This is a genomic window from Streptomyces sp. NPDC002206, from assembly GCF_053593595.1.
Genome location: NZ_JBSFCW010000050.1, coordinates 1 through 25,420 on the forward strand (window position 1 = coordinate 1; position 25,420 = coordinate 25,420).

Genomic DNA, 25,420 nt, shown 5'->3' on the forward strand with positions numbered 1-25,420 from the left:
CCGTCCGTAGCCTGCTCCGCCGGGCCTGGACCACCCACCGCTGGGACGACCGCCCGAAGCGCCGCCCATGAGCCCCGCCTATCCGTGCGGCCTCTAAGCCGGTTTGGCCTCGCGACGGGCCAGCCCGGCCCGTAGAACGTTGATGGCTCCCACCGTGTCAGCGTGCGCCAGGTGGCCGCAGCCTACGCAGTGGAACTTCTCCTGGGTGGGCCGGTTCTCCTTCGCGGTGAGCCCGCATGCGGGGCACCGCCTTGAGGTGTTGCGGGGGTCCACAGCGATCACCTCCCGGCCGGCACTCTCAGCCTTGCTCGTCAGGATCATCAGGAACACCCCCCAACCGACGTCAGCTATCGAGCGGTTCTGCCCGGCCTTGGCTGCGGCCCCGTTGGACAGGAACACGCCTGCCTGGTCGGGATCCGGCTTCGGCGCGGGAGTCTTGCTCATGTTGCGGATCTTGAGGTCCCGGTGCCGCTGGCGTCGGCGCTGCTCGGCGGTGTGCTGCTCGAGTTCGGGACGGGGCTCTTTTCCCAGATGGGCGGCAGTTTCGCGATCGCGTTTCCGGTTTTCGTGCTGTATCTCCTCGCGCGTCGGCTGCTCCCCCGCTACGCGGTCCTCATCGCGCTCGGCGGCGGAGTCGTCGCCTCCGTCCTCACCGGGGGCTGGCATCTGGAACGGGTCCGACTGTCGCTCGCTCAGCCGGTGTTCACGGCTCCCGAGTTCGACTGGAAGGTGCTGATCAGCGTCGGCGTGCCGCTGTTCGTCATCACCATGGCCTCGCAGAATCTGCCCGGGGTCGCCGTGCTGCGCGGGTCCGGCTACGAGGTGCCCGTCTCGCCCGTCCTGACATGGACGGGTGCCGTGCAGGCGGTGCTCGCGCCGTTCGGGGCGTTCGGCATCAACCTGGCGGCGATGACCGCCGCGATCTGCACCGGCGACGGGGCCCACCCCGACCGGCAGCGGCGCTACCTCGCGGCCGTGTGGGCGGGCATCTTCTACCTGTGCGTCGGCCTGCTCGGCGCGACCGTAGCCTCACTGCTCACCGCGATGCCTCACGCGCTCGTCCTGGCCGTCGCCGGGGTCGGCCTGCTCGCCACGATCGAGGCCTCCCTGGCCAGTGCCCTGTCGGACCCCGCGTCAAGGGAGGCGGCCGTCGTCACCTTCCTCGCCACGGCCTCCGGTGTGACGCTGCTCGGCATCGGGTCCGCGTTCTGGGGGCTGCTCGCGGGCGTGCTCACCAGCGTCATCGCGTCGGTGGGACGGCGGCGCAGAGCCGCCGCATCCGCGCCCGCCCCGCGGCCGGTCACGGCAGCCTCGCGCACACCTGAGCGAACCTCCGCGTGAACACCGACCACGCCGAGACCGCCGCGCCCTCGTCGGCCACGGCCTCGGTGTGCAGCCGGTCCCTGTCGAAGCCCTGCCGGGCCAGCCACTCCCGGTCCCAACCGGCGATCCCGTCGGCCTCCGCCTCCGGGTGAAACTGCACACCCCAGGCCCGCGCCCCGACCCGGAACGCCTGGTGGGGGCAGGCCGCGCTGGACGCCAACCAGGAGGCACCCGGCGGGAGTTCGGTGATCGCGTCGACGTGCCGCTCGATCGCGGGAACCGTCGCGCCGAGCCCGTACAGCAGCGGATCGTCGGCGGCTTCGGGGCGCAGCCGGATCTGTGTGCTGCCGAACTCGGGCTGCCCGTGACGCGCACGTACACTGCCGCCCGCGACCTGTGCGAGCAACTGGCCACCGAGGCAGATGCCGAGGACGGGCGTGCCGTCGTCCAGCGCCTGCGCCACAAGGCGGCGGGTGGCCGGGAGCCAGGGCGCGCGCTCGTCGTCGTCCGGCAGGAAGCCGCCGCCGAGCACGAGGAGCGGTCTGCCGCCGAGCGCTTGGGGCAGGGCCTCACCCTCGTAGGGACGCAGCACTTCGAGGCCGATTCCCGCCTCGCGCAGCCAGGCCCCGACCCGGCCGGGACCGCCGCTCCTGGTGTTCTGTACGACCACGGCGGTCGGCGGGCCCGGTGCGTGCGAGGGCGTCATCGCCTCAGCTCCCCTGCTCGGCATCTGCGTTCGCTGCGTTGATCAAGGCAGCAGATCAGGGTGCGACGCGCGACGTCAACCGTCGGTCGGCCGCCCCACTCTGAGCGTCATGTCCCACCTCGCAGCCACCGGGACCCGCTTCACCGGCCGACCCGGTCACGCCGAGCGCCGCCTGTCCTCGCACCTCGGTACGGTCACCCTCGACGACGGCCGCATCGTGATGGTGAAGGCAGCCCACGACCCAGCGGCGGTGCGCGCGGAGGCGGCCGGGCTTCGGTGGCTCGCGGTACCGGTTCCCACGGTGCACGGGTACGACGAGCGGTCCCTCGTCACGGATCGTGTGGCCGAGGGGTGCCCGAATCGACCGAGACACCGCAGCCCAGCCCGCCCGGGGTCAGGGCGCATGAGCACACGAAGCTCGCGTGTCGGGGTGTCGTCAATCCGTGTCAGGACGACGGGGCGAGGACGCAGAACTCGTGGCCCTCCGGGTCGACCAGGCACCTCCACGGGACGTCACCCTGGCCGAGGTCGAGGTCGGTGGCGCCGAGGGCCCGCAGCCGGGCCACCTCCGCCTCCAGATCGTCACCGGGGTACGGCAGCAGGTCAATATGAACGCGGTCCGGCACGGACTTCCCGCCGGGCGTGCGAAGGAACTCGAGATACGGGCCGACACCCTTGGCAGAGCGCAACACCGCATGATCGTCAGTCACCTCGTGCAGGGTCCAGTCCATCGCCTCGCCCCAGAACCGGGCCATGGCCCGCGGATCCGCACAGTCGACCACCACCGCGGCAATCGGCCCCGTGTCCCGGTAGATCTCCCGAGGCTCCAACACGCAGAACTCGTTGCCCTCCGGGTCGGCGAGGACCGTCCACGGCACGTCGCCCTGGCCCACGTGGGCGGGCGTCGCACCGAGAGCCTGGAGGCGCGCGACCAACTCCGCCTGATGGACCGCAGAGGTGGTGGCAAGATCGAGGTGCACACGGTTCTTTGTTGTGGTCTTGGGTTCCGGGACGGTAACGACGTCGACGCAGACGGCGACCGGGTCCGGCCAGACGAAACCGCCGCCGGGTTCAACGTTGGTCACGCCGGGACCCTCGCTGGAAACACCCCAGCCGAGCGCCTCCGCCCAGAACCGGCCGACCGCCGAGTCATCAAGAGCCTTTATGTTCACCTGAACAGGTCGCAGTGCCATGCCGGCGATCCTATGCACTCTGCAACGACATCCGCAGGTACCGTCGCCAAACAGAGATCAACCCGCTCACCAGCCGCATTCCTCAGCTCACCAACCAGAGCGCTCGGCCCCGCCAGGTCAACTGCTCACTCGGCAGATGAAGTGGTAAGTCACAAGCCCTGAGGGTGATGAGGGATACAGCGCGGCGTCAGTACTCAAGCTCGACGTAGTCGATGTCGGTGAACTCCACCAGTAGGTCGTCGGCCCGGCGTCCCCCGTCCTTGAAGTAGATCTCCTGGAGACCTTCGGCAACGATGGTGCGCAGCTGCTGTTCGGAGGCGCCGGTCTGCCGGGCGTCGAACAGCCGTGCCGCATACGCAGCTGGGAGATGTTGGGTGATCCGGCGGATACGGCCGTCATCCGTGCTGCCCGGGGCAGCAGTGAAGCCGAACCGGGCGCGGGTCTCGACGACGATGCCGCCCGTGGCGGCCGCCTGCTTCTGGGCCCGTTCGCGCACACGGGGCTGCCAGGCCCGGCGGACTTCGGCGGCGAGCCGGGCGGCGAGGTCTCTGCGCGGGTGCTTGAACTGACCCGTCAGATACCGTTCGACCGTGCGCTGGGAGACACCCAGGCGGTCGGCTGCCGCCCGGGTCGAGCCTCTCTCACTCTTGACCAGGAAGCGCATCTGTGCCGGAGCGGTCTTCGGGAGCGGGCGGGTGAACGAGGCCGCCTCGGCCCTCTCCAGGCTGTCGCCGATCTTCCCCATCCGGGTGTCCTACTCTCCGTCTGCCGCGGCGTCGGTGCCCTTGATGTGGCGGGCAGGGTTGTGGCCCTGGTCGAGCATCTTGACGGCCCACATCAGGTCCTGGGTGCCTTCGTGTTTGACCATGCCGGGGCTCACCCCGAGGCGGAATCCACCGGGCAGCGGCCTGCCGTCGGGGGTGCGCGGCAGGAAGTCCAGCGGCGAGGGTCCGTCGGACAGATACACAGCGCAGTCCGACAGGACCGCGATCGGGAACAGATCGGCCGCCGTGGCCAGCTTGACCATCTTGCGGTGCATGTTCACCCGGGCCGTCGAGATGACCGCGGCGCGGATGTCGGGCCGCCAGGTCGGGCGTGCCAGGGCGGACCACGGCTCGCCCGAGCGGTACTTCGCCCCCTGCGGGCGCTCCCTCAGCTTCCCGATCCCTCCCTTGACCGTCGCCTTGATCGCCGACAGCACCGCCACCAGTCCCGGGTCGGACTGCTTGTGGTGCTCCATCGCGGTCAGGAATTCGTCCTCCGCCATCCCGAAACCGACACCGAGGTCGGCCATGGTCTCCTTGTACGCCTCGGCCAGGACTTTGTACCAGGGATCCAGGTACGGGCCGGCCTCCGGGCGGATGTATGCCTCGGTCGGCTGGATCCGTGCGTCGAGACCCTGCGTACTGATGAGTTCGGCGGCGTACGCGACGGTGGGTGTCGCGTACCAGGCGGGGCCCGTGGGTGGGACGCCGTGCGGGGTGAACGGTGACGGCAGGCGCGGATCCAGGGCGATCTCGGAGAGATCGACCAGCCAGCAGCCCGGCACCTTCTTGTCGAAGACCGGTGTGGTGACGTGGACCGGTTCTCCGAGACCGACGATCAGGCGGTTCGCGGCGGCGAGGAAGGCGGTGTTCACGTCGATGCCGACCGCGAAACTCTTGACGCACTCCCCGTCAGTGAGCAGTTGCGGATCACGGAACCAGTCGAACGCTTCCTCGTCCAGGACCTCGTCGTGAGTACGCACATGGCCATGGGGGTACAGCGTGACAACCACGGGATGCTCATCCGGTGCCTCCGGCGGCGCCGGGTCGACCGGGTGGGTGAGCGAACCCGGCACGGGCCCCGAAGTCCACCCGCCTGACGCCTCGTCCAGCACCGCACGAGTCGGCGGACGCAGCGCGGTCATCAGCTCCAGCCCAGCCACCGCCGCCGAGCCACACGGAGTGATCACGCGGGCCGCGTACGTGCCCAGCACCTGGGCCAGCGCGGCCGGCTGGAGTTGATCGGCACCGCCCCAGGCTCGGGAATCCAGTGCGTCCCACGGCAGGATCGCCAGCTGCACACACTGACGTCGACCACCCTGAACCGGACGGTAGACGCGCACCCACGGTCCGAACCCACGCCGCGTCAACCGCCACCCCGCCTTTGAAATCCGCTTGACCACCTTGTGGTCCTCAGGCAGACGCAGCGTGCGGCGGTCCGCCAGCTCGGCAGGCAGACCGAAACGGGCGGCGGCGGAGGCGGTGAGCACGATCAAGGGGTCGGCGTCCCTGCCGTTCCGATGCAGACGGGCAGCGCCGAGTTTCGCCTCAGCGAGCGTCCAGTCGACGAGGGAGGGGATGTCCCTGGCCGGGCAGTCCAGGACGAGACCGCCAAGAGCGTAGGCCGATCCGTCGCCGTCCAGGACGGCCAGCGGTCCGTTCATGAACCGGGGATCGGGGGAGGCCGACAGGGCGGATGAGGCGGGGGTCGGTCGCCCCTCGGGGGATGTGGTCCTCCTGGGGGCGGTGGTCCTGCTGGAGACAGTGGGGCTCTCGGGGGCGGTGGACCTGTTGGAGACAGTGGGGCTCTCGGGGGCGGTGGACCTCTCGGGGGCGGGCCGATACGGCACGGCGCTGCCCGTCGTGGCCCCCGCGGACCTGTCCGTAGTGTTCCTGCTCCCGGAAGCCTGCTGCCCCGTGGGCGTGCCCGTCACGGCACTGTCCGTCGCCGCGCTCGGCGCGCTGGTCGGCACGTGGGTGGCGGCCGGTGTTTCGGCTGCGGCGGCCAGTTGGGCCGCGATGCCGTCCAGCAGCTTCGCGTACGCGGCCCGGGTTGCGCCCTGGGGCTCACTGCGGCCGGCTTCCCACCCGGCCACCGTCGTCCGGGTGACGTCGAGGGCTTCGGCGATCTCCGCTTGAGTGAGCCCGTAGCCGGTACGAAGGCGCGCCCGCTCGGCGGGCTCGGGCAGTTGAGTGCGGCGCGGCCCGGACTTGAGCAGGGCGTCGACGGGGTCGGGCTTGCTGGCCATACGGCGCTTGCTCCTTCGGTGTCAGTCCCGGTCGCTGCCGGAAGGGCGGTAGGGGGCCGCGTCCAGGAACTCGCGCAGGTGCTGGCCTGTGAGAATACGGGCGGGATTGCGCCCTGGGGGCAACGGGAGCCGCTGCCCCAGAGCCCACTGGAAGCGGGCGGCCGGAGTCAGGTCGAAGGTGTACTTGCCGCCCTCGCCGGCATCGGGCGCAGAATCGAGGATCCGATACGCACCGACACAGACCCCGCCGTCGACGAAGGCCAGCAGGAAGTCGCCGTGCCGGGCGACGGTCTGGGCCGAGAAACGCCACCAGCGGGCGGCACCGTCCTCAACGGTCCGGCCGGCACGGAGCGAGGCCCTCACATCCACAGCCAGCATCAAGCCCCTCCCCACTCGCCCGCGCATCCGGCTGACTCAGTCGGTCGATCAGCCGATGAAACCAACCCTAGTACAGAACAACACTGTTTATAGCCTCATAAAAAATGTGCCCTGCGACCGACACGACGGCGACATCGGTTCCGGCTGGTCGGGCCGGTCTGTTCAGCCCGTGACTGTGCGGGAGGCTTTCGTGAGGTTGGTGCTGGGGTCCGACCGGCTCCTCGCACGAAAGGCCTGCCGCGACAGGACTCGGTGGAGAGTCTGTCGCGGCAGGCCTCGGAGACGGGGCACGGAGTCGACGGGGACCATGGCGTACGACTCCGCCGACGTGTCGCCGCCGTACTGCCGGAGCCGTCAGGCCGTGTGCAGCGTCAGCCCGTACCGGTTGAGGATCTCGTTGATCGGCTGGTGCCAGGTCTCACCGCCACTGCTGCAGTTGCCCCAGCCGCCCGAAGTGACGCCCTGTGCCTGGTCGCCGCTGATGAACGAGCCGCCCGAGTCGCCCGGCTCGGCGCACACGCTCGTCTTGGTCATCTGATAGACGGCGCCCTGACTGTAGTTGACGGTCTCGTTCGTCGCCAGCACATTCCCGCAGTGCCAGTGGGATGTGGAGCCGGAGCGGCAGATGGAGGCGCCGATGGGAGCGACCGCGGAGCCGCGGACCAACTGGTCGGAGACGGTGCCCCAGCCGAGGACCACCGGCACGGTCCACCAGCCGTTGCCCACACTGACCCAGGCATAGTCGTCGCCCGGGAAGGAGGACCCTTGGAAGTTGCCGATGTACGAGCCGTCCCATCCGCTGACCCCGGCGCCCGGCTGACCGCAGTGACCGGCCGTGACGAAACCGCCGTACACGGAGAAGCCGATGGAACACCGCACGTTGCCCGTGTAGTACGGGTCGCCGCCGACCGTCCCGGCGGAGAAGGTCTTCGGTGCCTCGGACGTCCGCTGCACGAGCACCGGTCCGGCCTTGCGGGCCTGCTCGACGAACGCGCGGACATCGTTGTCATCCTCCGACGACGCAACGACGTTCACCACGACCCGGTTGGCCTTCGGGTCGACGTGCCAGCTGGCGACACCGTCGGGCGCGAAGCGCGCGTCGAGCTCCGCCTTGGCCGCATCGAGCTGACGCGCACTGTGGGCCACCAGCCGGACTGCCGCGCCGGTCGCGCGTACGGCACCAGCCTTCTTGTCACTGGTGACGGCGACCGTGAGCTTGCCCGTTGCCGGATCGAACCAGGAACCGCCGTACGACGGCCCTGCCGCCCGTCGAGCCTTTCCCTGTACGGCCGTTGCCGCCTTCTCCGCGGTCAGACGTGCCTTGGCCTGGCTCGCCGTCAGACCCAGGTCCTCCTGCATCGCGGAGAGCAGGCCGGCCGAGGCCGGCGCCTTGGCGATGGAGGTCGTGGATGCGGCGGAAGGGGCGTCTGCGGCAGAGGCGGGGGCGATGCCCGCCGCTGCCCAGGCTCCGAGCAGAAGTATGGCGGACAGACCGGTGCGTAACACTGTTGTACGTCTCAAGGGAATGGACCCTTCTGTTGTTCCGACATTGGTGGGGGAGGAACAGCAGGCGTCCGAGACCTCTCACCTGAGAGCGCTCTCAGAGTGTGCCGCGACAGACTGTAATGCAGTGCCATCGTCAGGTCCATGCCAATGACTGCGCAGGTGTGCGCCCGATGGTTCAGGCTCTCGTCGCCGGGCAGTTGCGCCGGCGACGAGAGCCTGCTGGTTCCTGGTCCTGCGTGGGCGTGACTTCTGCCGAGCGGCAGCGACGGTCAGGAGCCGGCCTTGCGTTTGTTGTAGACGTCGAACCCGACCGCGGCAAGCAGGACAAAGCCCTTGATGACCTGCTGGTAGTCGGTGCCGATGCCCACCAGCGACATACCGTTGTTGAGTACACCGAGCACCAGGCCGCCGATGATGGCGCCGAACACCGTGCCGACGCCTCCGCTCATCGAGGCGCCACCGATGAACGCGGCGGCAATGGCCTCCAGTTCGAAGTTGGTGCCGGCCTGAGGGACGCCTGCATTGAGGCGGGCCGCGTAGACGATGCCGGCGAGGGCGGCGAGCACCCCCATGTTCACGAATACCAAGAAGGTGACGCGCTGGTCCTTCACTCCCGACAACTTCGCTGCTGCCCGGTTGCCGCCGAGCGCGTACACATGGCGTCCGACGATCGCGTTGCGCATGACGTAGCCGAAGCCCATGAGCAGTACGGCGAGCAGGAGCAGGACGACCGGGACGCCGCGGTAGCTGGCCAGGGTCATCGTGAAGGCGAGTACTGCCGCGCCCATGGCCACGCACTTGGCGAGGAAGAGGTTCCTGGGCAGGACATCGAGTCCGTACCGCTGTTGCCGCCGCCGGTCGCGGACCTCCTGGATCAGGGCGAAGGCCAGAAGTCCGAGGCCCATGAGAAGGGTGAGATTGTGATAGTTGGTGTGCGGACCGACCTCCGGGAGATAGCCGGTGGAAATCTTCTGGAAGCCTTCGGGGAACGGACCGAGCGAGCGGCTGCCGAGAAGGATCTGGGTGCCGCCGCGGAAGAGCAGCATTCCGGCCAGCGTGACGATGAACGACGGGATGCCGACGTACGCGATCCAGAAGCCCTGCCATGCTCCGGCGACCGCTCCGACGACGAGGGCGAGGACCAGGGCCAGGACCCATGGCACATCCTGCTCGACCATCATCACGGCGCAGGCGGCGGAGACGAAGGCGGCCAGCGAGCCGACCGACAGATCGATGTGGCCGGCGATGATGACGATCATCATGCCGATGGCCAGGACGAGGATGTAGCTGTTCTGGAGCACCAGATTGGTGACGTTGTTCGGCTTGAGAAGGACGCCGTCGGTCCATATCTCGAAGAGCACGACGATCAGTCCGAGGGCGATGAGCATCCCGTACTGGCGCATGTTGCGGCGGGCCGCGTCCAGGAGGAGGGTGCCGGTGGCCGCGGGCACTGCCGCTGTGGCCGGCGTCGGGCGCTGCGGGGTCTCGGTGGGGGCCTGGGACATTTCCTGCTACCTCTTGTCGCTGGTCATATGGCGCATCAGGACCTCCTGGGTGGCCTCCGCACGCGGGACTTCGCCGGTGATCCGGCCGGCCGACATGGTGTAGATGCGGTCGCACATGCCGAGGAGTTCGGGCAGTTCGGAGGAGATCAGCACGACTGCTCTGCCTTCGGCGGCGAGCCGGTCGATGACGGTGTAGATCTCGTACTTGGCGCCTACATCGATGCCGCGGGTGGGTTCGTCGAGGATCAGCACATCAGGTCCGGCGAAGATCCACTTACTGAGGACGACCTTCTGCTGGTTGCCGCCGGAGAGCCTGCCGACCTGCTCGAAGACGGTCGGGGCCTTGATGTTCATGGATTTCCGGTACGACTCCGCGACCCGGGTCTCCTCGTGCTCGTCGACGACTCCGCGCCGCGCCACCTTGTCCAGGGCGCTGAGGGTGATGTTGCGGCCGATGGTGTCGATGGTGTTGAGGCCGTACTGCTTGCGGTCCTCGGTGACGTAGGCGATGCCGTGCCGGACAGCCTCCGGGACGGTGCGGGTACGGATCTCCTTACCGTCCTTGAAGACCTTGCCGCTGATGTTGTGGCCGTAGCTGCGTCCGAAGACGCTCATCGCCAGTTCGGTGCGCCCCGCGCCCATCAGGCCGGCGATGCCCACGATCTCGCCCCGCCGGGCCTCGACGTGGGCCCGGTCGACGACCTTGCGGTGCTGGTCGATGGGGTGGTGCACGGTCCAGTCGCGGATCTCCAGGGCAGGGTGGGTGCCCGGATCGCCCTCGTACCTGGTCCGTTCGGGGAAGCGGTGGTCGAGGTCGCGTCCGACCATGCCGCGGATGATGCGGTCCTCGGTGGTCGCCTCGGCGTGCACATCGAGAGTCTCGACGGTGCGGCCGTCGCGGATGACGGTGACCGAGTCGGCGACCGCCGCGATCTCGCCCAGCTTGTGCGAGATGATGATCGAGGAGATCCCTTGCCCTTTCAGCTCCTTGATGAGGCTGATGAGCTGAGCGCTGTCCTCGTCGTTGAGTGCGGCGGTCGGTTCGTCGAGGATCAGCAGTTCGACCTTCTTGGCGAGGGCCTTGGCGATCTCGACGAGCTGCTGTTTGCCGACCCCGATGTCCGCGACCCTGGTCTGCGGGTGCTCACGCAGCCCGACCCGTTCCAGGAGGGCGGCGGCGTGCCGCAGTGTCTCGTTCCAGCTGATGAAGCCGTGGTTGGCGTGTTCGTTGCCGAGGAAGATGTTCTCCGCGATGGAGAGGTACGGCACCAGGGCGAGTTCCTGGTGGATGATCACGATCCCGCGTGCCTCACTGGCACGGATGTCCTTGAACGCACAGCGCTCGCCGCGGAATCGGATCTCGCCCTCGTAGCTCCCGTGCGGATGCACTCCGCTGAGAACCTTCATCAGGGTCGACTTACCGGCACCGTTCTCCCCGCAGAGGGCGTGCACTTCGCCCTCCGCGACGGTCAGGGAGACGTCCGAGAGCGCCTTGACGCCGGGGAAGGTCTTTACAATGGACCGCATTTCGAGGACCGGCACGGTCATCGGAGGTCGCTCTCCTTGATGTAACCCGAATCGACCAGCTCCGCCTGGTAGTTGGTCTTGTCGACGCTGACCGGGTCCAGGAGGAAGGACGGCACGACACGCTTCTCGTTGTTGTACGTCGTGGTGTCGTTGACCTCGGGCTTCTTGTCGTGGAGTACGGCGTCGGCCATCTGGACCGCCTGCTTGGCCAGAGCCCGGGTGTCCTTGTACACGGTCTGGGTCTGCTGTCCCGCAATGATCGACTTCACGGACGCGACCTCGGCGTCCTGGCCGGTGACGACCGGGTAGGGCTTCGACTTGGTGCCGTAGCCGTCCGACTTGAGCGCCGAGATGATGCCGATGGAGATGCCGTCGTACGGGGAGAGTACGGCGTCCACTTCGGCCGACGAGTAGGCGCTGGTCAGCAGGTCGTCCATGCGCTTCTGTGCCGTGCCGCCGTCCCAGCGCAGGGTGGTGATCTGGTCCAGCTTCGTCTGCTTGCTGCGGACCACGAGCTGCTTCTTGTCGATGTACGGCTTGAGGGTCTTCCAGGCGCCCTGGAAGAAGTACCGCGTGTTGTTGTCGTCCGGCGATCCTGCGAACAGCTCGATGTTGAAGGGCCCCTTCTCGGAGCCGGACTTCAGGCCGAGCTTGTCGACGAGGTAACCAGCCTGGAGTTCGCCGACCTTTTCGTTGTCGAAGGAGGCGTAGTAGTCGACGTCCGGGCTGCCGAGGATGAGCCGGTCGTAGGAGATGACCTTGATGTTCTGCTCCCCCGCCTGCCGCAGGACGTCGCTCAGCGCCCGGCCGTCGATCGCCGCGATCACCAGGACGTCCACACCCTTGGTAATCATGTTCTCGATCTGGGAGACCTGCTGGTCGACGTCGTCCTCGCCGTACTGCAGATCGGTCTTGTAGCCGAGCTTCTTGAACTCGGCGACCATGTTGCGGCCGTCGGCTATCCAGCGCTCCGACGACTTGGTCGGCATGGCGATACCGATGGTGGAGCCCTTACCACCCGCCTTCTCCTCCTTGCTGCCGCCGGCGCCGCTCTGCCCGCAGGCGGCAAGTGAGAGGGACAGCGCAACGGCTGTCAGGGCGGCTGCTGCAGTACGCGTACGGGTCGTGCGCATGATCGGTCCTCCGGAGTACGAGGGAAACGGCGGAAGTTGGCCCGACAGGGAGTGGACCCCATCGAGCGTTCGGTATATCGGACAAGGTTCGAATCGCTGAGCGTGCCCATTCGTGACTGCCGGACGATCAGCCGATCCCCTTGAACGGCAAGGCGGTTGCTCCTGAGGCTCGCGTAACTCCTATAGCTCCTAGGGCGTTCGATATTTCGTCACCCGTTCGAAATTCTGGCGTGACCGTAGTGAGGGGTCGGGGAGAGTGTCAATGGTTCGCGCACGCGCGACTACGACAAGCAGGTCGCCGGAGCCAGTTTCGGCCGTTCCGAGGCCGGCTCCCATCGCTCCGGCACGGGTGCTGGCGCCGGCCCGGGGAACTGCCCGTACAGCCTGGGAACCTATGCTGTCGTGAGGCGCTCACAGCCGCTCGAAACGTCAACTGCCGCCTCGGACAAGGCGGACCATGCCGCACCTCTGCTCGGGAGCCATCACCATGACGCCCTCCGCCGACGACACCTCCTCCTGGACGAGGCTGTGGGCCGGCTCCCCGCACATCCCGCATGCGCCCCTCGACGACGCGACACGGCGGCACGCGGATCTCCCCGCAACGCTGCTGCCCGCCTCCGCCGGCATGCATCACCCGGCGATCTTCGAACCTGCGTTGAAACAGTTCGCCAACGCCTACCGGGCCGGGGAGCCGCACTTCGAGGATGCCGCGACGGGCCGGGCCTGGTACCGGGCGCGGCGGACCGTGCTCGATACGGTGCTCGCGGCTGTCGCGGAGGGCCCCTGGGCCCGCCATCTGGTGCTGCGCGGCAGCGTGTTGATGGCAACCTGGTTCGGGGATGCGGCCCGTGATCCGGGCGACCTGGACTTCCTCGTCGTACCTCAGGACTGGGCCATGGACGGACCGCGGACCTCGGGTCTGTTCGACACGATCGCCCGGGATGCCGCGGCAGCCGCGCGCGGCGCCGTCCGGATCGACGCGGCCGCCATGGTGACCGAGAAGATCTGGACGTACGACCGGGTTCCGGGCCGCCGCATGCTCCTGCCGTGGACTGCGTCGGGGATTCCCGGTGGCACCGTACAGCTGGATGTGGTGTTCAACGAGGCCCTGCCGACCCCGGCCGAACTCACCGGGCTCCGGCCGCTGGGTGACGGTCCCGGCTGCCGGGTACCGGCCGTCTCCCCCGCCCTGTCGCTGGCCTGGAAGCTGCTGTGGCTGGTCACCGACGCCTATCCGCAGGGCAAGGACCTGTACGACGCGGTCCTGCTGGCGGAACACACCCCGCCGTCCTACGAACTGGTGCGGGACGCCTTCGTGCTCAGCGGCGCGGATGGGGTGAGGCCTGCCGGTACCTGGTGGCTCGATGACCTGGATGTGGAGACTGGCTGGCCTCACTTCACAGCCGAACACCCCTGGGTCACGGAGGATGCGTCAAGCTATCGGGGGCGCCTCGCCCGCGCGCTCGGACCGCTCCTGGAGACGGCGGAGCGACCGGGAGAGGACGGCTACAGCCGGTGGGCCCGGTGGCTGCAGCCGCTGGTGGAGTCCACCCGCGCAACGGCCGCCGACCACCCCGAGTCCGCCCTCGGGCATCTCTGCGAGGGCGGCAGCGACGGACTGACGGCTGCGACCGTGATCGTTCGCGAGATCGTGGGACGTGAGCGCCTCTCCCCGGAGGACGCACTCGCCGCAGTCCTGACGGACGGGAGCAGCTGGCTCTACTGGCGGGAGAACCCGGACGCCTGCCGTCGGGCCCTCGACGAGTTGCGATGACGGCGGTCCGATGCACTGCGCGTCGGCGACTCCGTCTCGAGTCACCCGACCGAAGAGCCGACAGCTGAAGCGCCGGCCGTCAAGGAGCCGACGGGCAGGGGCGTCCGGGGAACGGTCGCCCACACGATCTTGCCGACCGAGTCCCGGTGCCGGGCCCCGAAGTCGGAGGCGGCCGCGCGAACCAGGAACTGCTCGCCAGGGGCAGAGCCGATGTCCGAGATCGAGTTCCCGCCATCCCGAAAAGCCCATCAGCTGCCCCCTCCGACCAGCGCCAGCAGGACGACGCCCGCCACGACCCACACCGGCCACCCCATGCCGGCGGGGAGGACCATGGGCCTGTCCGGCGGATCTTGCCGGACAGGCCCATGGTCCCGAGGAGGGATCAGCGCTTAAGCGTGAAGGTGAAGTTGCCGGAGAGCTTGCCGCTCAGCCGGACTGCCGAAACCAGTTTCCCCTCCGTGATCAGTCTCTCGACCTCGGCCCGCGAAAGACCGCAACCTTCAGCGATCAGTCGCACCGGCCGGACAGGGATCCGTGCCGCAAAGCGGACCGAGACGTCGATCACCTCGCAGTCCAGGTGATCCGATGCGCCGGTGTCGAGGCGCCAGGCGTTGTCCCAGTCGAGGGCGATGCGATTACGGCGCCGCACGACCGGATCCTGGAGCAGCTCAGCTGCCAGGCCAGGGTCGTTGCCATGCAGCCGGTCCAACAGCTCAGGTCGTATGGAGCGCACATTCCACCGCTCCAGGACCGTGAGCTTTACAGTTTCCCCGCAAGCGGTGCAGAGCGCGAGGAGCCAGGCGTCGATGAGCTTGTGGTTTGCATTGACGCGAAATTTACCGCTTGCCCGGAAGCGCTCGGACGCGCACGCGTGGCAACGGCGGAGAACGAGCGGCAGGCAGGTGGGCACGACCACCCAGTTTTCGAGCACAGAAGTACACCGGTTTCAGTGAGAAGTCCGCAGCAAAAAGGAGCGCGGCGCACATGTGCGACGCGCGACGATTCAGCGCTCGGGAGGTCTCACAGGGTGTACAACGGCGTGTCCTTGACTAGACGACTCGGATCGACAGCACGGTAATGGCGCACAGCGGCGCTGTTCCACCGGTTTTCGAGCGCCTCACCGCCAGGTTCTGTCCGGCGACTCATGGACGAAGCCAGAGCCAGATCGCGGCGACGGCGACGGTGCCGTGGAAGACGCAGGTCCGCTTGTCGGACCTCGTGCGTCACCTGGCCCCTCCCCGCGTCGGCGGGGAGGATGCTGCTCGCGCGTCAGGTCGGCACTCCCTGTCGGCGTACACCGGAACGTGCACCGGCCGGTCGGTACAGCCGAACGTGCACAACGTTCCTGCCCCTTTGGGCTGGTGCAGGCGCCAGGGCCACCCACTTCGCCAGAATGCGAGACAGGCGTCGCTGTCAGTGTCTGTGAACAACCCCCGGCCTTCGCGCCGCCCCGTGCCGCCAGTGACCACACAGGGCGACATCTATTGCTCACGGCGGTGTCGAGCAGTGGGGGCAGGCTGCTCCCGGACCACCCCGCTGTGCGCTCATTGATTTCAGAGCAAAATGAGCAGACGCGTCTCCGGCTTGAGCTTCCTATTCACCGAACGACTCTGCACGTACACCTCCAACTTGGGGTTGTTCCCCGCCTTCACGGAAACGGTCCCCTGGACATCCGTACCGAACAAAAGGCTGCGTGCCGCGTCGCCCGTATAGGCGCGGTCGGTGTCCTTCTCGACCACGATGACTTCCTTGTTCTGCTGAACCTGAGCCCGGGCGCCCAGCTGGTAGTAACACGAACCACGTTCGTACGTCACGCCCGGATGCGAGTTGACGAAGGGGCGAATCTCGACCTCCTGGTCGACTTTCAGGAGCCGGTACTTGTCAGCCGGAATCGGTTCGAGATTCACCCGCACATCGTCAACCGATATGTCCTGGCCGACGGCGAACAGGTTCTTCGTGCCGCGTACCCCCTGCTCTCGCCCACGGAGGAAGCTGGTGGCGGCAGCGCGCACGGTGCCGATCGCCTCCTCGACACCCTTCTGGGAATCCGCATCCCAGATGGCGATGTTCCCGGCCGGGAAACCGTAGTTCTGGGCAGTGCGCTTGGCCAGGGAGTTCGGAACGAGGATCGCGGAAGTCCAGTGGCCCGGAAGCCCGCTCATCTTCGCCGCGATCTTGTCGAGCCAGGGGCCAAGGATGGCCATGTCGCCGTCGTGCCGCCTGTCGCCGCCGGAGGCGTTCTCCTCACCGTCCGTCACGACGATCTGGAGGAAGCTGTGCTCGCCGTATTCCTCCCAAATATGGCCCAAGTCGTCCAGGGATTTCAGAGAAGCCTCGATGAGGGCCGTAGCGCCATTGTTGACCTGGTACAGCCCCCGCATGGACGGCAGATGTTTCACGTCCATGTCCCAGACCAGATTCTCCACCTTGTGGTCGAAGGAGTAGAGGCTGATCCGTGTCTCGTGGCCGAGGCTGTCCGACTCGGCCTTCAACCCCGCCACGAACTCGTCCACGACCCGAATGAGTTGACTCTGGTGCGGACGCATTGAACCCGAACAGTCCACTACCAGCGCGACGTGATTCACCTTGTGCTGGATCTTGTTTGCGGACACGTTTGTGCTCCCCCTCCGAGGCTCCCCGAGTGATGTCTTCACTTTATGGGGAGGCACTGACAACGGCGTTTGACGCTCAATCACCCGCTTGCATCCAGTGCTGTGTCCGGCCCCAGGAGACGGCCGGCGATCGTCCATGTCGGCTCACCGGAAGCGGACCGTCGTGCGGCTTCCCTACCGTCCGGCCAGAGCGCACGGAAGGCTGCCGGCGCCTCCCGAACGACTGAAGCCGCGCGCCTGCGATAGAAGAGATCAGGAAGGCGTGGCGTCGGAGCACCCCCGCGTCGGCGGGGAGGACCAGGTCGTCTTACGGACTAGACTCCCGCAGTTCGGAACACCCCCGCATCGGCGAGCAGACCTCAGCCCGTTCTCACACCCGTACTCGACTCGCCGGCGGGCCACGCCTACCCGGCCTGATATAGGCGCTGCACCATGAAGTGCACGTGACGGAACAGGGCCTGACCGTGGTGAAGGTCGCGGCCTGCGACGACCAGACAGCCCTCGACGTTCAAGAACTGCTCACCGCACGAGGTTGCACAGCGCCTCGATGCAGCCGCCGAGCACCTGCCGGAGATCACCGTCGCCGTCCTGCGCTACGCCCACGCCGCCGAGGTCCATCTCCAGTGCATTCAGGATGGGTTGGGTCTCCTTGGCAGTTCAGGCGGACCAGCCACGATGCGGCGGGAGAACGGCGCGAAGCGCCCGTACCTCCGGTGGTGCCGGGGGTACGGGCGCTTGCGTAGGGGGCTCACTCCTGGAGCTTCATGCCCTCGGGTGAGGTGAGGCCCTTGTCGGGGTGGGCACGGAACGTCGCCGTCCAAGTGGTGGGCAGGCAGGACGTGCCGTTGGGGTGCTGCTCCGTCAGCCTGGCCCGGGTGCTGTCCTCGACGACCGTGTCACCGCTCTTCGCGGACGTCACGGTGAGCCGCACCGGCACGGTGGACGCACCGATATCGTCGGGGAGTTGGACCGACAGCAAGGTGAACGGGTCGTCGGGACTGCCCGATGTCCGCTCTTCACAGGTGCTGTCCACGCACAGCCGGATCCTCGCCGCGTCCCGGCCGCCGAAGTCGGTGGGCCGCCACACGGCGGAGACCTGCGAGTCCGCGTCGGCCGCGGTGCACGGCCTGTCCTGGCCTAGGAGCGAGCATCCGGTCAAGGCTGCCGCCAGCAACGGTGTGAGAAAGGCGCGGCGCATGTCAGTACCTCGCTATCGTGCCGGGGAAGGCGCTGTTGGCCAGCCCGATGTCGGTGAAGTACAGCCAGCACGGGTCGAAGAACCCGCCGCTGTTGTCGCTGCTGCACACCGGACCGCCGGAGTCACCGTTGATCTTGCAGGATCAGGACGTCTTCTTCGCGACGACCATGTCCTTGGCCGTCGTACCGCGGAGTAGTGGATGGTCGCCTGGGTGTCGGTCACCTACTCACCTACCAACCGCACTTCTCGCCGGTCATCATGCCACCCGTGCAGACTTTGTCTCCACTCTGCGCCCAGCGCCGCCAGTAGTCCTGGACGAACCGGCACGAACTGGACATCTACGAGGGCAACTGGAAGACGGTGAGCCAACCGTGTTCGGCCGCGTACTTCTTCATGCCGGCTGTGCGATGGGTGTTGAGGTTGTCCCAGATCACCACGATCGCTTGGTCAACGCGGGCGGCAAGCAACTGGCCAAACTGCGGATCAGTGACGACGCCGCCGGGTTCGCCCAGCTCACCAGGTTGCTGGCCGGGCACGGCGACACCGAGCAAGCCCCGATCCCTGTGGCGATCGAGACCTCTCGCGGGCTTCTCGTCGCCCGCCTGCGGGCCACCGGCCGGCAGGTCTTCGCGATCAACCCGCTAGCGGTCGCCCGATACCCCGACCGGCATTCCGTAGCCCGGAAGAAGTGCGACGCCGTCGATGCCGCCGCTCTGGCGAACATTCTGCGCGTCGACATGGCCGCGCATCGCCCGCTGCCTGCGGATTCCGAGCTGGCCCAGGCCGTCGCCGTGCTCGCCCGGGCTCAACAGGACGCCGTCTGGGACCGCGGCCAAGCCCACAACAAGCTCCGCTCGCAGCTGAGGGAGTTCTATCCGAGTGTCCTCACCGCGTTCGCCGACAAGCGCGATGGACTGTGCTCCCGTGAGGCCCGCACCATTCTTGCTGCGGCTCCCACCCCTACCGCGGCAGCGAAACTCACGCGCCGACGGCTCCAGTCTCTCCTCCGGCAAGCCGGCCGGCTCCGCGGTATCGAAGCGGAAGCCGACCGACTCCATGAAGTTTTCCGGCGCGAGTACCTCCACCAGCTTCCGCAGGTCGAAGCGGCCCTCGGCCACCAGACATCGGCCCTGCTGCGGCAGCTCGACACCGCCTGCCGCAATGCCGACCAACTGGAGGACGCCGCGGCCGAGGCATTCGAGCAGCATCCGGACGCGCCGATCATTCGCAGCTTTCCCGGCCCCGGCTCCTTGACCGGGGCCCGGGTCCTCGCGGAGATCGGCGACGACCGGACCCGGTTCGCGAACGCCGGCTCACTCAAGGCCTACGCCGGAAGTGCACCCGTAACGCGGCCAGCGGCAAGAGCTGCGTGGTCATGAGCCGCAGGGTCAAGAACCAGCGGCTGGCCGCAGTCGGCTACGTATGGGCCTTCGTCTCCCTCACGAGGTCACTGGGCGCCAGAGCCCACTACGACCGCCGCAAAGAAGCCGGCGACCGCCACGTCGCCGCCCAGCGGAACCTGTTCAACCGCTTCATGGGAATGCTCTTCCACTGCCTCCAGGTCGGAGCCACCTACGACGAGACCAAGGCCTTCCCCAACCAGCCACCGGCAGAGTTCTCCACCGAAGCAGCTTGACTCGTTGTCCGCGTGGGATGTCTCCTTCTTCCCCAGCTCGATGACGTGCTCGTCGCGCTCCAGAGCCCTGCGGGCGGGTGCCTGCCAGCAACAGCCGTGCCGCTTGAGCAGCCGTCACACCGTCGCCACCGAGAGACTCAGCCGGAAACGGCGGCGGATCACGGTCTGGACCCGGGGCCAGGGTCCACCGCTCATCCTCGAAACCGTGCGCGGCCGGGCCCTTGCCGAGTTCCTCCTCGAACACGGTGAACTGGGCCCGGTGACAGCCGGGGAGTTCGCCGGACCTGCAGAGCGCAGGGCCTCACCGCAAACCTCTCACCCGCCGCGAACCGCCCGCCGGCCTGGAGTCGGATTCCCGCCGCTCAGCGGTCAGGCCCCCACCCTCCGGATACCTCACACCAACGGCATACCGCAGGGATCACGAACCATCACTGCCCGACGACAACCCAAAATCCTCGGTAATCACAGAACCTGAGCCAGAACCGCCGCTGGCGAACGCGTGAGAAACGAGTCTCACTGTTCGGAGGGAGGGTTCGGTATTCTTCGCTGGGACACAGTGCGCGACGCCGAGCAATGAATGCCCGGTGGGTTTCGATGGCGTCAGCCGGCCGGATTGATCCCTTTGTAGCTCATTGTGGTGTTGATATTGGAATGTCCCGCGAGGACCTGAGCGATGTGGAGCGGAAGACCACTCCCGATCGCATACCAGGACGAGACCGGATGTCCTGGTCAGGGCTTACAGCGCTCCGCACGGGACGAGGCCACTGTGGACTGCTCGCTGCCAAGGACAGTTGCCCACAAGGGTGAAATACTTATCTTGCGAGACGGGGGGGACGCCACGCTTGCCGCCCCACCGGAATTGGCACCTTCGACTTTGGCTCCGTAGGCACGGCGTGCATGCGCGTCCCTGGGGCCGAGCGGAGGAGGGAATCAGTTATGGGCGAGAAGATCGCAGGCATCGAGATCCCCGATACGCGGCTGGCGGCCGGGGCCACGGCGCTGGTCCGCGAAGCTGAGCCGCCGCTGCTATTCGACCACTCTCGCAGGGTCTACCTGTTCGGGATGCTGCAAGGGCTACAGCGCGGCCTGAAGCCCGACCCGGAACTGCTCTACGTCGGAGCGATGTTCCACGACCTGGGTCTGACTCAGACATACCGAACCACTCACCAGCGCTTCGAGATCGATGGTGCGAACGAGGCAGGTCGGTTCCTTACCGAGCATGGGGTCGGCGCTGACGATGTCCGCCGGGTTTGGACGGCGATCGCCCTCCACACAACGCCTGGTGTTCCGGAGTTCATGGAGCCCGAGATCGCGTTGGTCACCGCGGGTGTGGAGACTGATGTGCTCGGGATCGGCCGTGACGACCTGGATCCCGCGTCGCTCGAAGCCGTCACCGATGCCCACCCGCGACCCGACTTCAAGCGCAGGATTCTGGAGGCCTTCACTGACGGCTTCAAGGACCGGCCCGACACAACCTTCGGCACCGTGAACGCCGATGTGCTAGCCCACTTCGTGCCCGGCTTCCAGCGCATCGACTTCGTCGAGGTCATCCGAAACAGTTCCTGGCCCGAGTAGCCTAGCTGGCTGGCGGAGACTACTCAGTCGACGCATGTTGTCCTGCCGCGAGCGACGAGCACTAGCCGCAGCCGGGCGGCCACGTCCTACTGCAGGATGCCTACATGATCAAGAAGCTCGCCCACTTCGTCCGACAGCGCGTTCCCGATCACGTGGACCACGTCAAGGGCGGCGGCGCCTTCGGTTATTTCGAGGTGACTTCCGATGTCACCGCGTGGACCGAGACCGCCTTCCTCAGTGACGTTGGTAAGTGCACGCCGGTACTGGGACGCTGCTCGTCGGTGGCTGGCGAAGAGCCAGCAGATGTCCGCGCCGGTGACGGACCAGATCGGCGAACGTGCGGGCGAGGTCGCAGGCCCGCGGGACGACAGATGCTCGCCGAAACGGCATCTGACAGCGAGGGCGACCCGGCGATGGAGTATCTCGACAACCTCACACAATGGCATGTCAAAGAATATTCATGCAGCTTCCACAAAGCCCAGAAGATTCTACGACTTCGAATTAATGAACTTTCGGACTCGGAATCTTGGGAGGCCTTCGAGAGGCTCAGTGTATGCTTTCACATTTCCGACCACTCTGCGTGCACCTGCAACTGCGGCCACGCATAGCTCCCTCCGCAGCCCTCGAACTACTCCACACCCGCCGCGCTTCATCTATGCAGCGTCCATCCACTCAACAATCCAGCACGGCGTTTCACGCCACGCAGAGCTTCACGCTGCGATTGTCGTGTCATTTCCCAGGAAAGCAGAGCCTCTTGCGAGCCATATGCCCTTCTGGATAGTTGATCAACGCGTTCTTCTATGAACCGCAGGTGCCGACCCACCCTCTGCACGGCCCGATTGTTGTGGCGCATCCAGAAACTTGCAAGGGCGGCAAGCATAACCGCCATATAGGGTGAGGCCGACGTGAGTGACACGGCTCCCGAAACTGAGAGAACCGCTGCTATAACGCCTAGAAATCCAACCATTTGCATTCGATTGGCAATCCGTTGAACTGACTCTGCGCGCAGAGCTCTGTACTCTTCAAGTAAGAGTGCTATGGCCTCGGGTTCCTTTCCGCTCACGCACAGCCTCGGCGTCTCTTCCGGCGTTGACAGCATGCGCCCTCCCGCTTCGTTGGCGTCTCGGCGGCGATGTCTCTTGCACCGTACCCATCGCGGGGTCGCGCGATGCTGCGGCCGGCGTAGCGGCTTTGGGCTGGAGCTGACATAGGGCGAGAGATCGGGGGCCCGTAAAGCTCGCTGCGACTCGGGCAGCTCCTGGCCTGCTCGCAATAGCCTGAAGTGAGCCCCCGATCTTGGAGGCTCGCCCCATGGTGGCTGCGTAAAGCCGTGGGGCCGACCGCCCCAGCCACCCGCCGGCCTCTTCTCCTCAGCACACCGGGATCGCTCATGCCGTACGACCGGCGGAGCCGGGAGCGGACCGGGGCGAAGACATGAGCGGCGCCCCCGGCGGCGAGTCGGGGAGCTCGCGGCGAGCGAAGCGAGCCGTCTTGAACCCGTAGAGAAAGTTTCTACTCACGCAGCCCACCGCTACGCGATGCGCCTGCCTGAGGAACTGCCGTCAACTACTACCGTCAACGCCCCCGCAGCGACTCTTGAGTTCTAGCGATCACCGCAACACCCGACCTTCGGGGATGCGATGGCCTTCGAGATCCGAAAGATCCGAACACCGCAGGGGAAGAAGAAGTTGGCCCGTGAGCGGGAGGAATACTTCCGGCTCATGGAGCACGGAGTAAGCAGCCGGGAAGCGTGCCGGATCGTCGGCATCAACCGGCGTACCGGCAAGCGGTGGCGCAACGGCACCAACGCAACGAAGAACAGACCCGCTCAACCCGCGCACAGAGTGCGGGCTGAGCGGGTCGTTTCGTCATCTCGGCACCTGACGCAGGAGGAACGGCTCCACATTGCCGATCGGGTGCAATCAAGCCTCCACAGACCCCCGGAGCGGTTCAGTGTTCCTCTCTTTGGAAGCTTCCGAGAGCGAGCGGAGTGGGAGGGGAGCCGGTCATGACCCTGTGTGAGACAGGTTCGCGGGTGCCACAGCCGCCCCGCGATGCTTGATGTTGACGACCGAAGCCTTGGCCAGTGCCACGGGGTTCAAGAAACGCAGCGGACCGATCAAGCGGGATGCAAACAGATGCATGTGCCGCGCCACCGACTCATCACGCGCCGCCGCCGAATACATCAGCCGCTCCAAGGGATTGAACGGACGGGCCTTGGCGAAGTCGACGGCCAGGTACTGGTGACCGCGCAGCCGGCGCCGGTGTCTGCGTGCGTACACCACGAGCGATCTATTGAGGTCGCCCCGACCGGTTGCGGCTGAGGCGACCGCCTCTGCCAACCATTGCGCGGACTGCAGAGCCCACCCGCACCCCACTCCCCACAGGGGATCGCCGGTCAGGGCGGCGTCGCCGATGAACGCGACGCCCGGTGCGGTCGGCTTGCGGCTGTGAAGCGGGTAGTTGACAGTGCCGGTGATCTTCGTGATGCGCTCGGCGGAGTCGATGGGTGGTGCCTCGGGTAGGGCGCGGACGAATTCGAAGAAGCTGCCCTCCAGGTCTTCGCGGAAGGCCCGCAGCCGCTTCTTGTCCGGGAGCACCGCGATGACCGTCACCCCGTCGTCGTTCGGAAACGCGTACGCCATGTCGGGCTCGAGGAACCAGGCGTGACCGATCCCGCCGTGCAGCGGAAGATTGCGGAAGTGCGCGAGATAGCCGAACCGCGCGTTCTCGTACAGCCGAGCAGGCACCCCGGCGAACTTCGCTACGGCCGAGTCCTTGCCATCGGCGCCGACCACCAGGCGGGCCCGGATCTCGCGCTCGCCCTGTGGTGTCGACGCGCGCACCCCCAAGGTCCGCCCGGCTTTCCGGACCAGCCCGGTCACATGGTGACCGAGGAGCAGATCGACGCCAGGAGTCTCCGCCGCATGGGACCTGATCAACGGGTCGAGGATGCTGCGCCGAATGTTGTACGCGTACGGAAGCTCGCGGCCCGCCGACGCGGCCCTCGGCTCGATCCATCCCCAGCGGGTGTACCAGCGGGCCTCGTTACGGACGGCTCCCGCCTTCTCCAGGGCGGGGATGAGGCCGAGTTCGTCCAGCACCGGGTAGGCGCTGGCCTGGAGGGAGTGGGTGCAAAGCACCTTGTACGCTTCGGGGTCCGAGCGGCGTTCCAGCAGTGCAACGCGAACACCGCGTCGAGCAAGCAAGATCGCCGCGGCGCTGCCGGCGAGGCTGGCTCCGCTGATGACGACGTCGTAGTCGTATCCCACGCTCTCAGGCTTGGTCATGCGCTGATCGCCCCCTTCGTGGTGTGGTGCCGTTCGTGGGAGTGGTGCAGTGCCACTGCTGTCAGGAGCATGAGCAGTTGTCAAGAGGTGTGGACCGGGTGGTGGATGGGCGCGGCCGCCCGTTGTGGCGCGGGCGGCCGGGCGGGGTGGTCAGGAGGTGGCGGGCTTCGGCTTGTCGGCGGTGCGCTTGCGGCCGGGTGTGGCGGGTCCTGGACATCTTCTGCCCCCCTGCGGCAGGCCAGATCTGCTGAGACGAGCAGGTCAGGGGATCGAACGCTCGCCCGAAAGCCTGCGGCAAATCTCTCTGGCGGACCCGATCACGTGAGACGAGATCTGACGTCTCATCAGTTTTCGTGTCCTTGGGCAGGACCAGACCCTCGGACCAGATCAATTGGGACGGGACAGCCACTTCCGGGGTAACGGAATGCTGGGTCCGCGATCAGCGTGCGGACGAAGAGCGCGGTCCAGCTCCTCGGACCACCACCTCATGCCGGGCCTTTCATCCAATCGGCCAGCCGGCTCCACCAGTCACCCCTCGGCCGGCCTGACGAACTCCCTGGGCGCCGGGGAACGCGTGTGGCTCGTGAGGGCTCGCCCGACCCGACCGACACCGGTTCCGATCGAGCCGTCGCCTCTGGTGACCAACTGCGCGCGCGCCTACCCGTCGCCGACTCACACGTGCAGCGCTGAGGCGTTGGCACGCCGGTGAGCACTTGCTCGACATGCCTCCCGCACCCCTCATAGGTCGCCTTCAGGCACGTCGGACAGACAGCACGTCGGCACATGATTTCCCTCCATTAGCGTCTTCATTTAGATCTGCAACATTCACGACCTCGCCACGAACAACTCCAATATTCGCATCCTCTCCACAAACGACTGCCTCGTACCGGCAGAGGCCACGACCATGAGCTCGAATTACGATCGAAGTGATCTCGCTGTCGGCTGCGAATATCCGGACATGAGAGATAGGCGAGCACGTCCATCGCGCGGCATATATCTCACTAAGTGATGTCAAGTGGTCTGGTTGAAAAACTCGATTGGGTTGCTCGGG

General features: G+C 67.0%; 18 protein-coding genes and 4 pseudogenes. 7 read left to right on the forward strand and 15 right to left on the reverse strand.

Annotation, left to right across the window (positions count from 1 at the left end):
- Positions 1–93: 93 nt before the first annotated feature.
- Positions 94–444, reverse strand: coding sequence for a zinc ribbon domain-containing protein (locus ACWCP8_RS38285; RefSeq protein WP_451121037.1), 351 nt, complete (start codon positions 442–444; stop codon positions 94–96).
- A gap of 21 nt (positions 445–465) precedes the next feature.
- Between ACWCP8_RS38285 and ACWCP8_RS38290 the strand changes: the two genes are divergently transcribed.
- Complete coding sequence (locus ACWCP8_RS38290; protein WP_451121039.1) at positions 466–1,341, forward strand: benzoate/H(+) symporter BenE family transporter; 876 nt, start codon at positions 466–468, stop codon at positions 1,339–1,341.
- Here the strand turns inward: ACWCP8_RS38290 and ACWCP8_RS38295 are convergent.
- The 9 genes from ACWCP8_RS38295 to chvE all read right to left on the reverse strand — a co-directional run bounded on the left by ACWCP8_RS38295 (position 1,301) and on the right by chvE (position 12,284).
- Positions 1,301–2,029, reverse strand: a complete 729-nt coding sequence (locus ACWCP8_RS38295; RefSeq protein ID WP_451121041.1) for a type 1 glutamine amidotransferase — start codon at positions 2,027–2,029, stop codon at positions 1,301–1,303. The two genes, ACWCP8_RS38290 and ACWCP8_RS38295, sit on opposite strands and share 41 nt — an antisense overlap.
- A gap of 446 nt (positions 2,030–2,475) precedes the next feature.
- Positions 2,476–3,222: a VOC family protein gene (locus tag ACWCP8_RS38300; RefSeq protein WP_451121043.1), complete on the reverse strand. Its 747-nt coding sequence runs from the start codon at positions 3,220–3,222 to the stop codon at positions 2,476–2,478.
- Positions 3,223–3,409: 187 nt separating this feature from the next.
- Positions 3,410–3,967 (reverse strand): telomere-protecting terminal protein Tpg, encoded by a 558-nt coding sequence (gene tpg, locus ACWCP8_RS38305; RefSeq protein ID WP_267009287.1) that lies wholly within the window; start codon positions 3,965–3,967, stop codon positions 3,410–3,412.
- A 9-nt stretch (positions 3,968–3,976) separates the two neighbouring features.
- Positions 3,977–6,235 carry a telomere-associated protein Tap gene (gene tap, locus ACWCP8_RS38310; protein ID WP_451121045.1) on the reverse strand — a complete coding sequence of 753 codons (2,259 nt, stop codon included), beginning with the start codon at positions 6,233–6,235 and terminating at the stop codon, positions 3,977–3,979.
- A 21-nt stretch (positions 6,236–6,256) separates the two neighbouring features.
- The gene (locus ACWCP8_RS38315) at positions 6,257–6,613 is read right to left on the reverse strand and encodes a hypothetical protein (RefSeq protein ID WP_326624581.1); all 357 of its coding nucleotides are present in this window, start codon (positions 6,611–6,613) and stop codon (positions 6,257–6,259) included.
- A gap of 354 nt (positions 6,614–6,967) precedes the next feature.
- On the reverse strand, positions 6,968–8,134 hold the full coding sequence (locus tag ACWCP8_RS38320) for an alpha-lytic protease prodomain-containing protein (protein WP_352270620.1): 1,167 nt from the start codon (positions 8,132–8,134) through the stop codon (positions 6,968–6,970).
- A 254-nt stretch (positions 8,135–8,388) separates the two neighbouring features.
- The gene (gene mmsB, locus ACWCP8_RS38325; protein ID WP_352270619.1) at positions 8,389–9,624 is read right to left on the reverse strand and encodes a multiple monosaccharide ABC transporter permease; all 1,236 of its coding nucleotides are present in this window, start codon (positions 9,622–9,624) and stop codon (positions 8,389–8,391) included.
- 6 nt (positions 9,625–9,630) lie between these two features.
- Complete coding sequence (gene mmsA / locus ACWCP8_RS38330; RefSeq protein WP_352270617.1) at positions 9,631–11,172, reverse strand: multiple monosaccharide ABC transporter ATP-binding protein; 1,542 nt, start codon at positions 11,170–11,172, stop codon at positions 9,631–9,633.
- Complete coding sequence (gene chvE / locus ACWCP8_RS38335; protein WP_267009268.1) at positions 11,169–12,284, reverse strand: multiple monosaccharide ABC transporter substrate-binding protein; 1,116 nt, start codon at positions 12,282–12,284, stop codon at positions 11,169–11,171. Before chvE ends, mmsA begins: the two co-directional genes overlap by 4 nt.
- Positions 12,285–12,771: 487 nt before the next feature.
- Here chvE and ACWCP8_RS38340 point away from each other — a divergent pair, with 487 nt between their 5' ends.
- Positions 12,772–14,058 carry a nucleotidyl transferase AbiEii/AbiGii toxin family protein gene (locus tag ACWCP8_RS38340; protein ID WP_451121048.1) on the forward strand — a complete coding sequence of 429 codons (1,287 nt, stop codon included), beginning with the start codon at positions 12,772–12,774 and terminating at the stop codon, positions 14,056–14,058.
- A gap of 382 nt (positions 14,059–14,440) precedes the next feature.
- On the opposite strand, the gene ACWCP8_RS38345 is transcribed toward ACWCP8_RS38340, so the two are convergent.
- Together ACWCP8_RS38345 and ACWCP8_RS38350 are read right to left on the reverse strand one after the other, a co-directional pair.
- Entirely contained in the window at positions 14,441–14,989 is a 549-nt protein-coding gene (locus ACWCP8_RS38345; RefSeq protein ID WP_451121050.1) for a DUF1062 domain-containing protein, read from the reverse strand.
- A 622-nt stretch (positions 14,990–15,611) separates the two neighbouring features.
- The gene (locus tag ACWCP8_RS38350) at positions 15,612–16,670 is read right to left on the reverse strand and encodes a VWA domain-containing protein (protein ID WP_451121052.1); all 1,059 of its coding nucleotides are present in this window, start codon (positions 16,668–16,670) and stop codon (positions 15,612–15,614) included.
- Between the two features lie 443 nt (positions 16,671–17,113).
- On the opposite strand from ACWCP8_RS38350, the gene ACWCP8_RS38355 reads away from it, so the two are divergent.
- Complete coding sequence (locus tag ACWCP8_RS38355) at positions 17,114–17,413, forward strand: DUF6207 family protein (RefSeq protein ID WP_451121054.1); 300 nt, start codon at positions 17,114–17,116, stop codon at positions 17,411–17,413.
- 5 nt (positions 17,414–17,418) lie between these two features.
- Here ACWCP8_RS38355 and ACWCP8_RS38360 read toward each other — a convergent pair whose 3' ends face one another.
- Positions 17,419–17,868 (reverse strand): hypothetical protein, encoded by a 450-nt coding sequence (locus ACWCP8_RS38360; RefSeq protein WP_352270612.1) that lies wholly within the window; start codon positions 17,866–17,868, stop codon positions 17,419–17,421.
- A gap of 407 nt (positions 17,869–18,275) precedes the next feature.
- Here ACWCP8_RS38360 and ACWCP8_RS38365 point away from each other — a divergent pair.
- Positions 18,276–19,504, forward strand: a pseudogene (locus ACWCP8_RS38365) (IS110 family transposase).
- Positions 19,505–19,525: 21 nt separating this feature from the next.
- Here ACWCP8_RS38365 and ACWCP8_RS38370 read toward each other — a convergent pair.
- A pseudogene (locus tag ACWCP8_RS38370) lies at positions 19,526–19,901 on the reverse strand (helix-turn-helix domain-containing protein); the annotation flags it as partial.
- 539 nt (positions 19,902–20,440) lie between these two features.
- Between ACWCP8_RS38370 and ACWCP8_RS38375 the strand changes: the two are divergent.
- The 3 genes and pseudogenes from ACWCP8_RS38375 to ACWCP8_RS38385 all read left to right on the forward strand — a co-directional run.
- The gene (locus ACWCP8_RS38375) at positions 20,441–21,079 is read left to right on the forward strand and encodes an HD domain-containing protein (protein ID WP_451121057.1); all 639 of its coding nucleotides are present in this window, start codon (positions 20,441–20,443) and stop codon (positions 21,077–21,079) included.
- An 86-nt stretch (positions 21,080–21,165) separates the two neighbouring features.
- Positions 21,166–21,687 (forward strand): annotated as a pseudogene (locus ACWCP8_RS38380) (catalase); the annotation flags it as partial.
- A gap of 1,032 nt (positions 21,688–22,719) precedes the next feature.
- Positions 22,720–22,885: pseudogene (locus tag ACWCP8_RS38385) on the forward strand (helix-turn-helix domain-containing protein); the annotation flags it as partial.
- Positions 22,886–23,085: 200 nt separating this feature from the next.
- Here the strand turns inward: ACWCP8_RS38385 and ACWCP8_RS38390 are convergent.
- Positions 23,086–24,369 carry an NAD(P)/FAD-dependent oxidoreductase gene (locus ACWCP8_RS38390; protein WP_451121059.1) on the reverse strand — a complete coding sequence of 428 codons (1,284 nt, stop codon included), beginning with the start codon at positions 24,367–24,369 and terminating at the stop codon, positions 23,086–23,088.
- Positions 24,370–25,420: the final 1,051 nt, after the last annotated feature.

Coding starts and splice junctions, on each gene's coding strand:
- tap (WP_451121045.1), bottom strand. CDS start 6,235: ATGGCCAGCAAGCCCGACCCCGTCGACGCCCTGCTCAAGTCCGGGCCG.
- tpg (WP_267009287.1), bottom strand. CDS start 3,967: ATGGGGAAGATCGGCGACAGCCTGGAGAGGGCCGAGGCGGCCTCGTTC.
- ACWCP8_RS38295 (WP_451121041.1), bottom strand. CDS start 2,029: ATGACGCCCTCGCACGCACCGGGCCCGCCGACCGCCGTGGTCGTACAG.
- mmsA (WP_352270617.1), bottom strand. CDS start 11,172: ATGACCGTGCCGGTCCTCGAAATGCGGTCCATTGTAAAGACCTTCCCC.
- ACWCP8_RS38315 (WP_326624581.1), bottom strand. CDS start 6,613: ATGCTGGCTGTGGATGTGAGGGCCTCGCTCCGTGCCGGCCGGACCGTT.
- ACWCP8_RS38360 (WP_352270612.1), bottom strand. CDS start 17,868: ATGCGCCGCGCCTTTCTCACACCGTTGCTGGCGGCAGCCTTGACCGGA.
- ACWCP8_RS38285 (WP_451121037.1), bottom strand. CDS start 444: ATGAGCAAGACTCCCGCGCCGAAGCCGGATCCCGACCAGGCAGGCGTG.
- ACWCP8_RS38390 (WP_451121059.1), bottom strand. CDS start 24,369: ATGACCAAGCCTGAGAGCGTGGGATACGACTACGACGTCGTCATCAGC.
- ACWCP8_RS38300 (WP_451121043.1), bottom strand. CDS start 3,222: ATGGCACTGCGACCTGTTCAGGTGAACATAAAGGCTCTTGATGACTCG.
- ACWCP8_RS38375 (WP_451121057.1), top strand. CDS start 20,441: ATGGGCGAGAAGATCGCAGGCATCGAGATCCCCGATACGCGGCTGGCG.
- ACWCP8_RS38340 (WP_451121048.1), top strand. CDS start 12,772: ATGACGCCCTCCGCCGACGACACCTCCTCCTGGACGAGGCTGTGGGCC.
- chvE (WP_267009268.1), bottom strand. CDS start 12,284: ATGCGCACGACCCGTACGCGTACTGCAGCAGCCGCCCTGACAGCCGTT.
- mmsB (WP_352270619.1), bottom strand. CDS start 9,624: ATGTCCCAGGCCCCCACCGAGACCCCGCAGCGCCCGACGCCGGCCACA.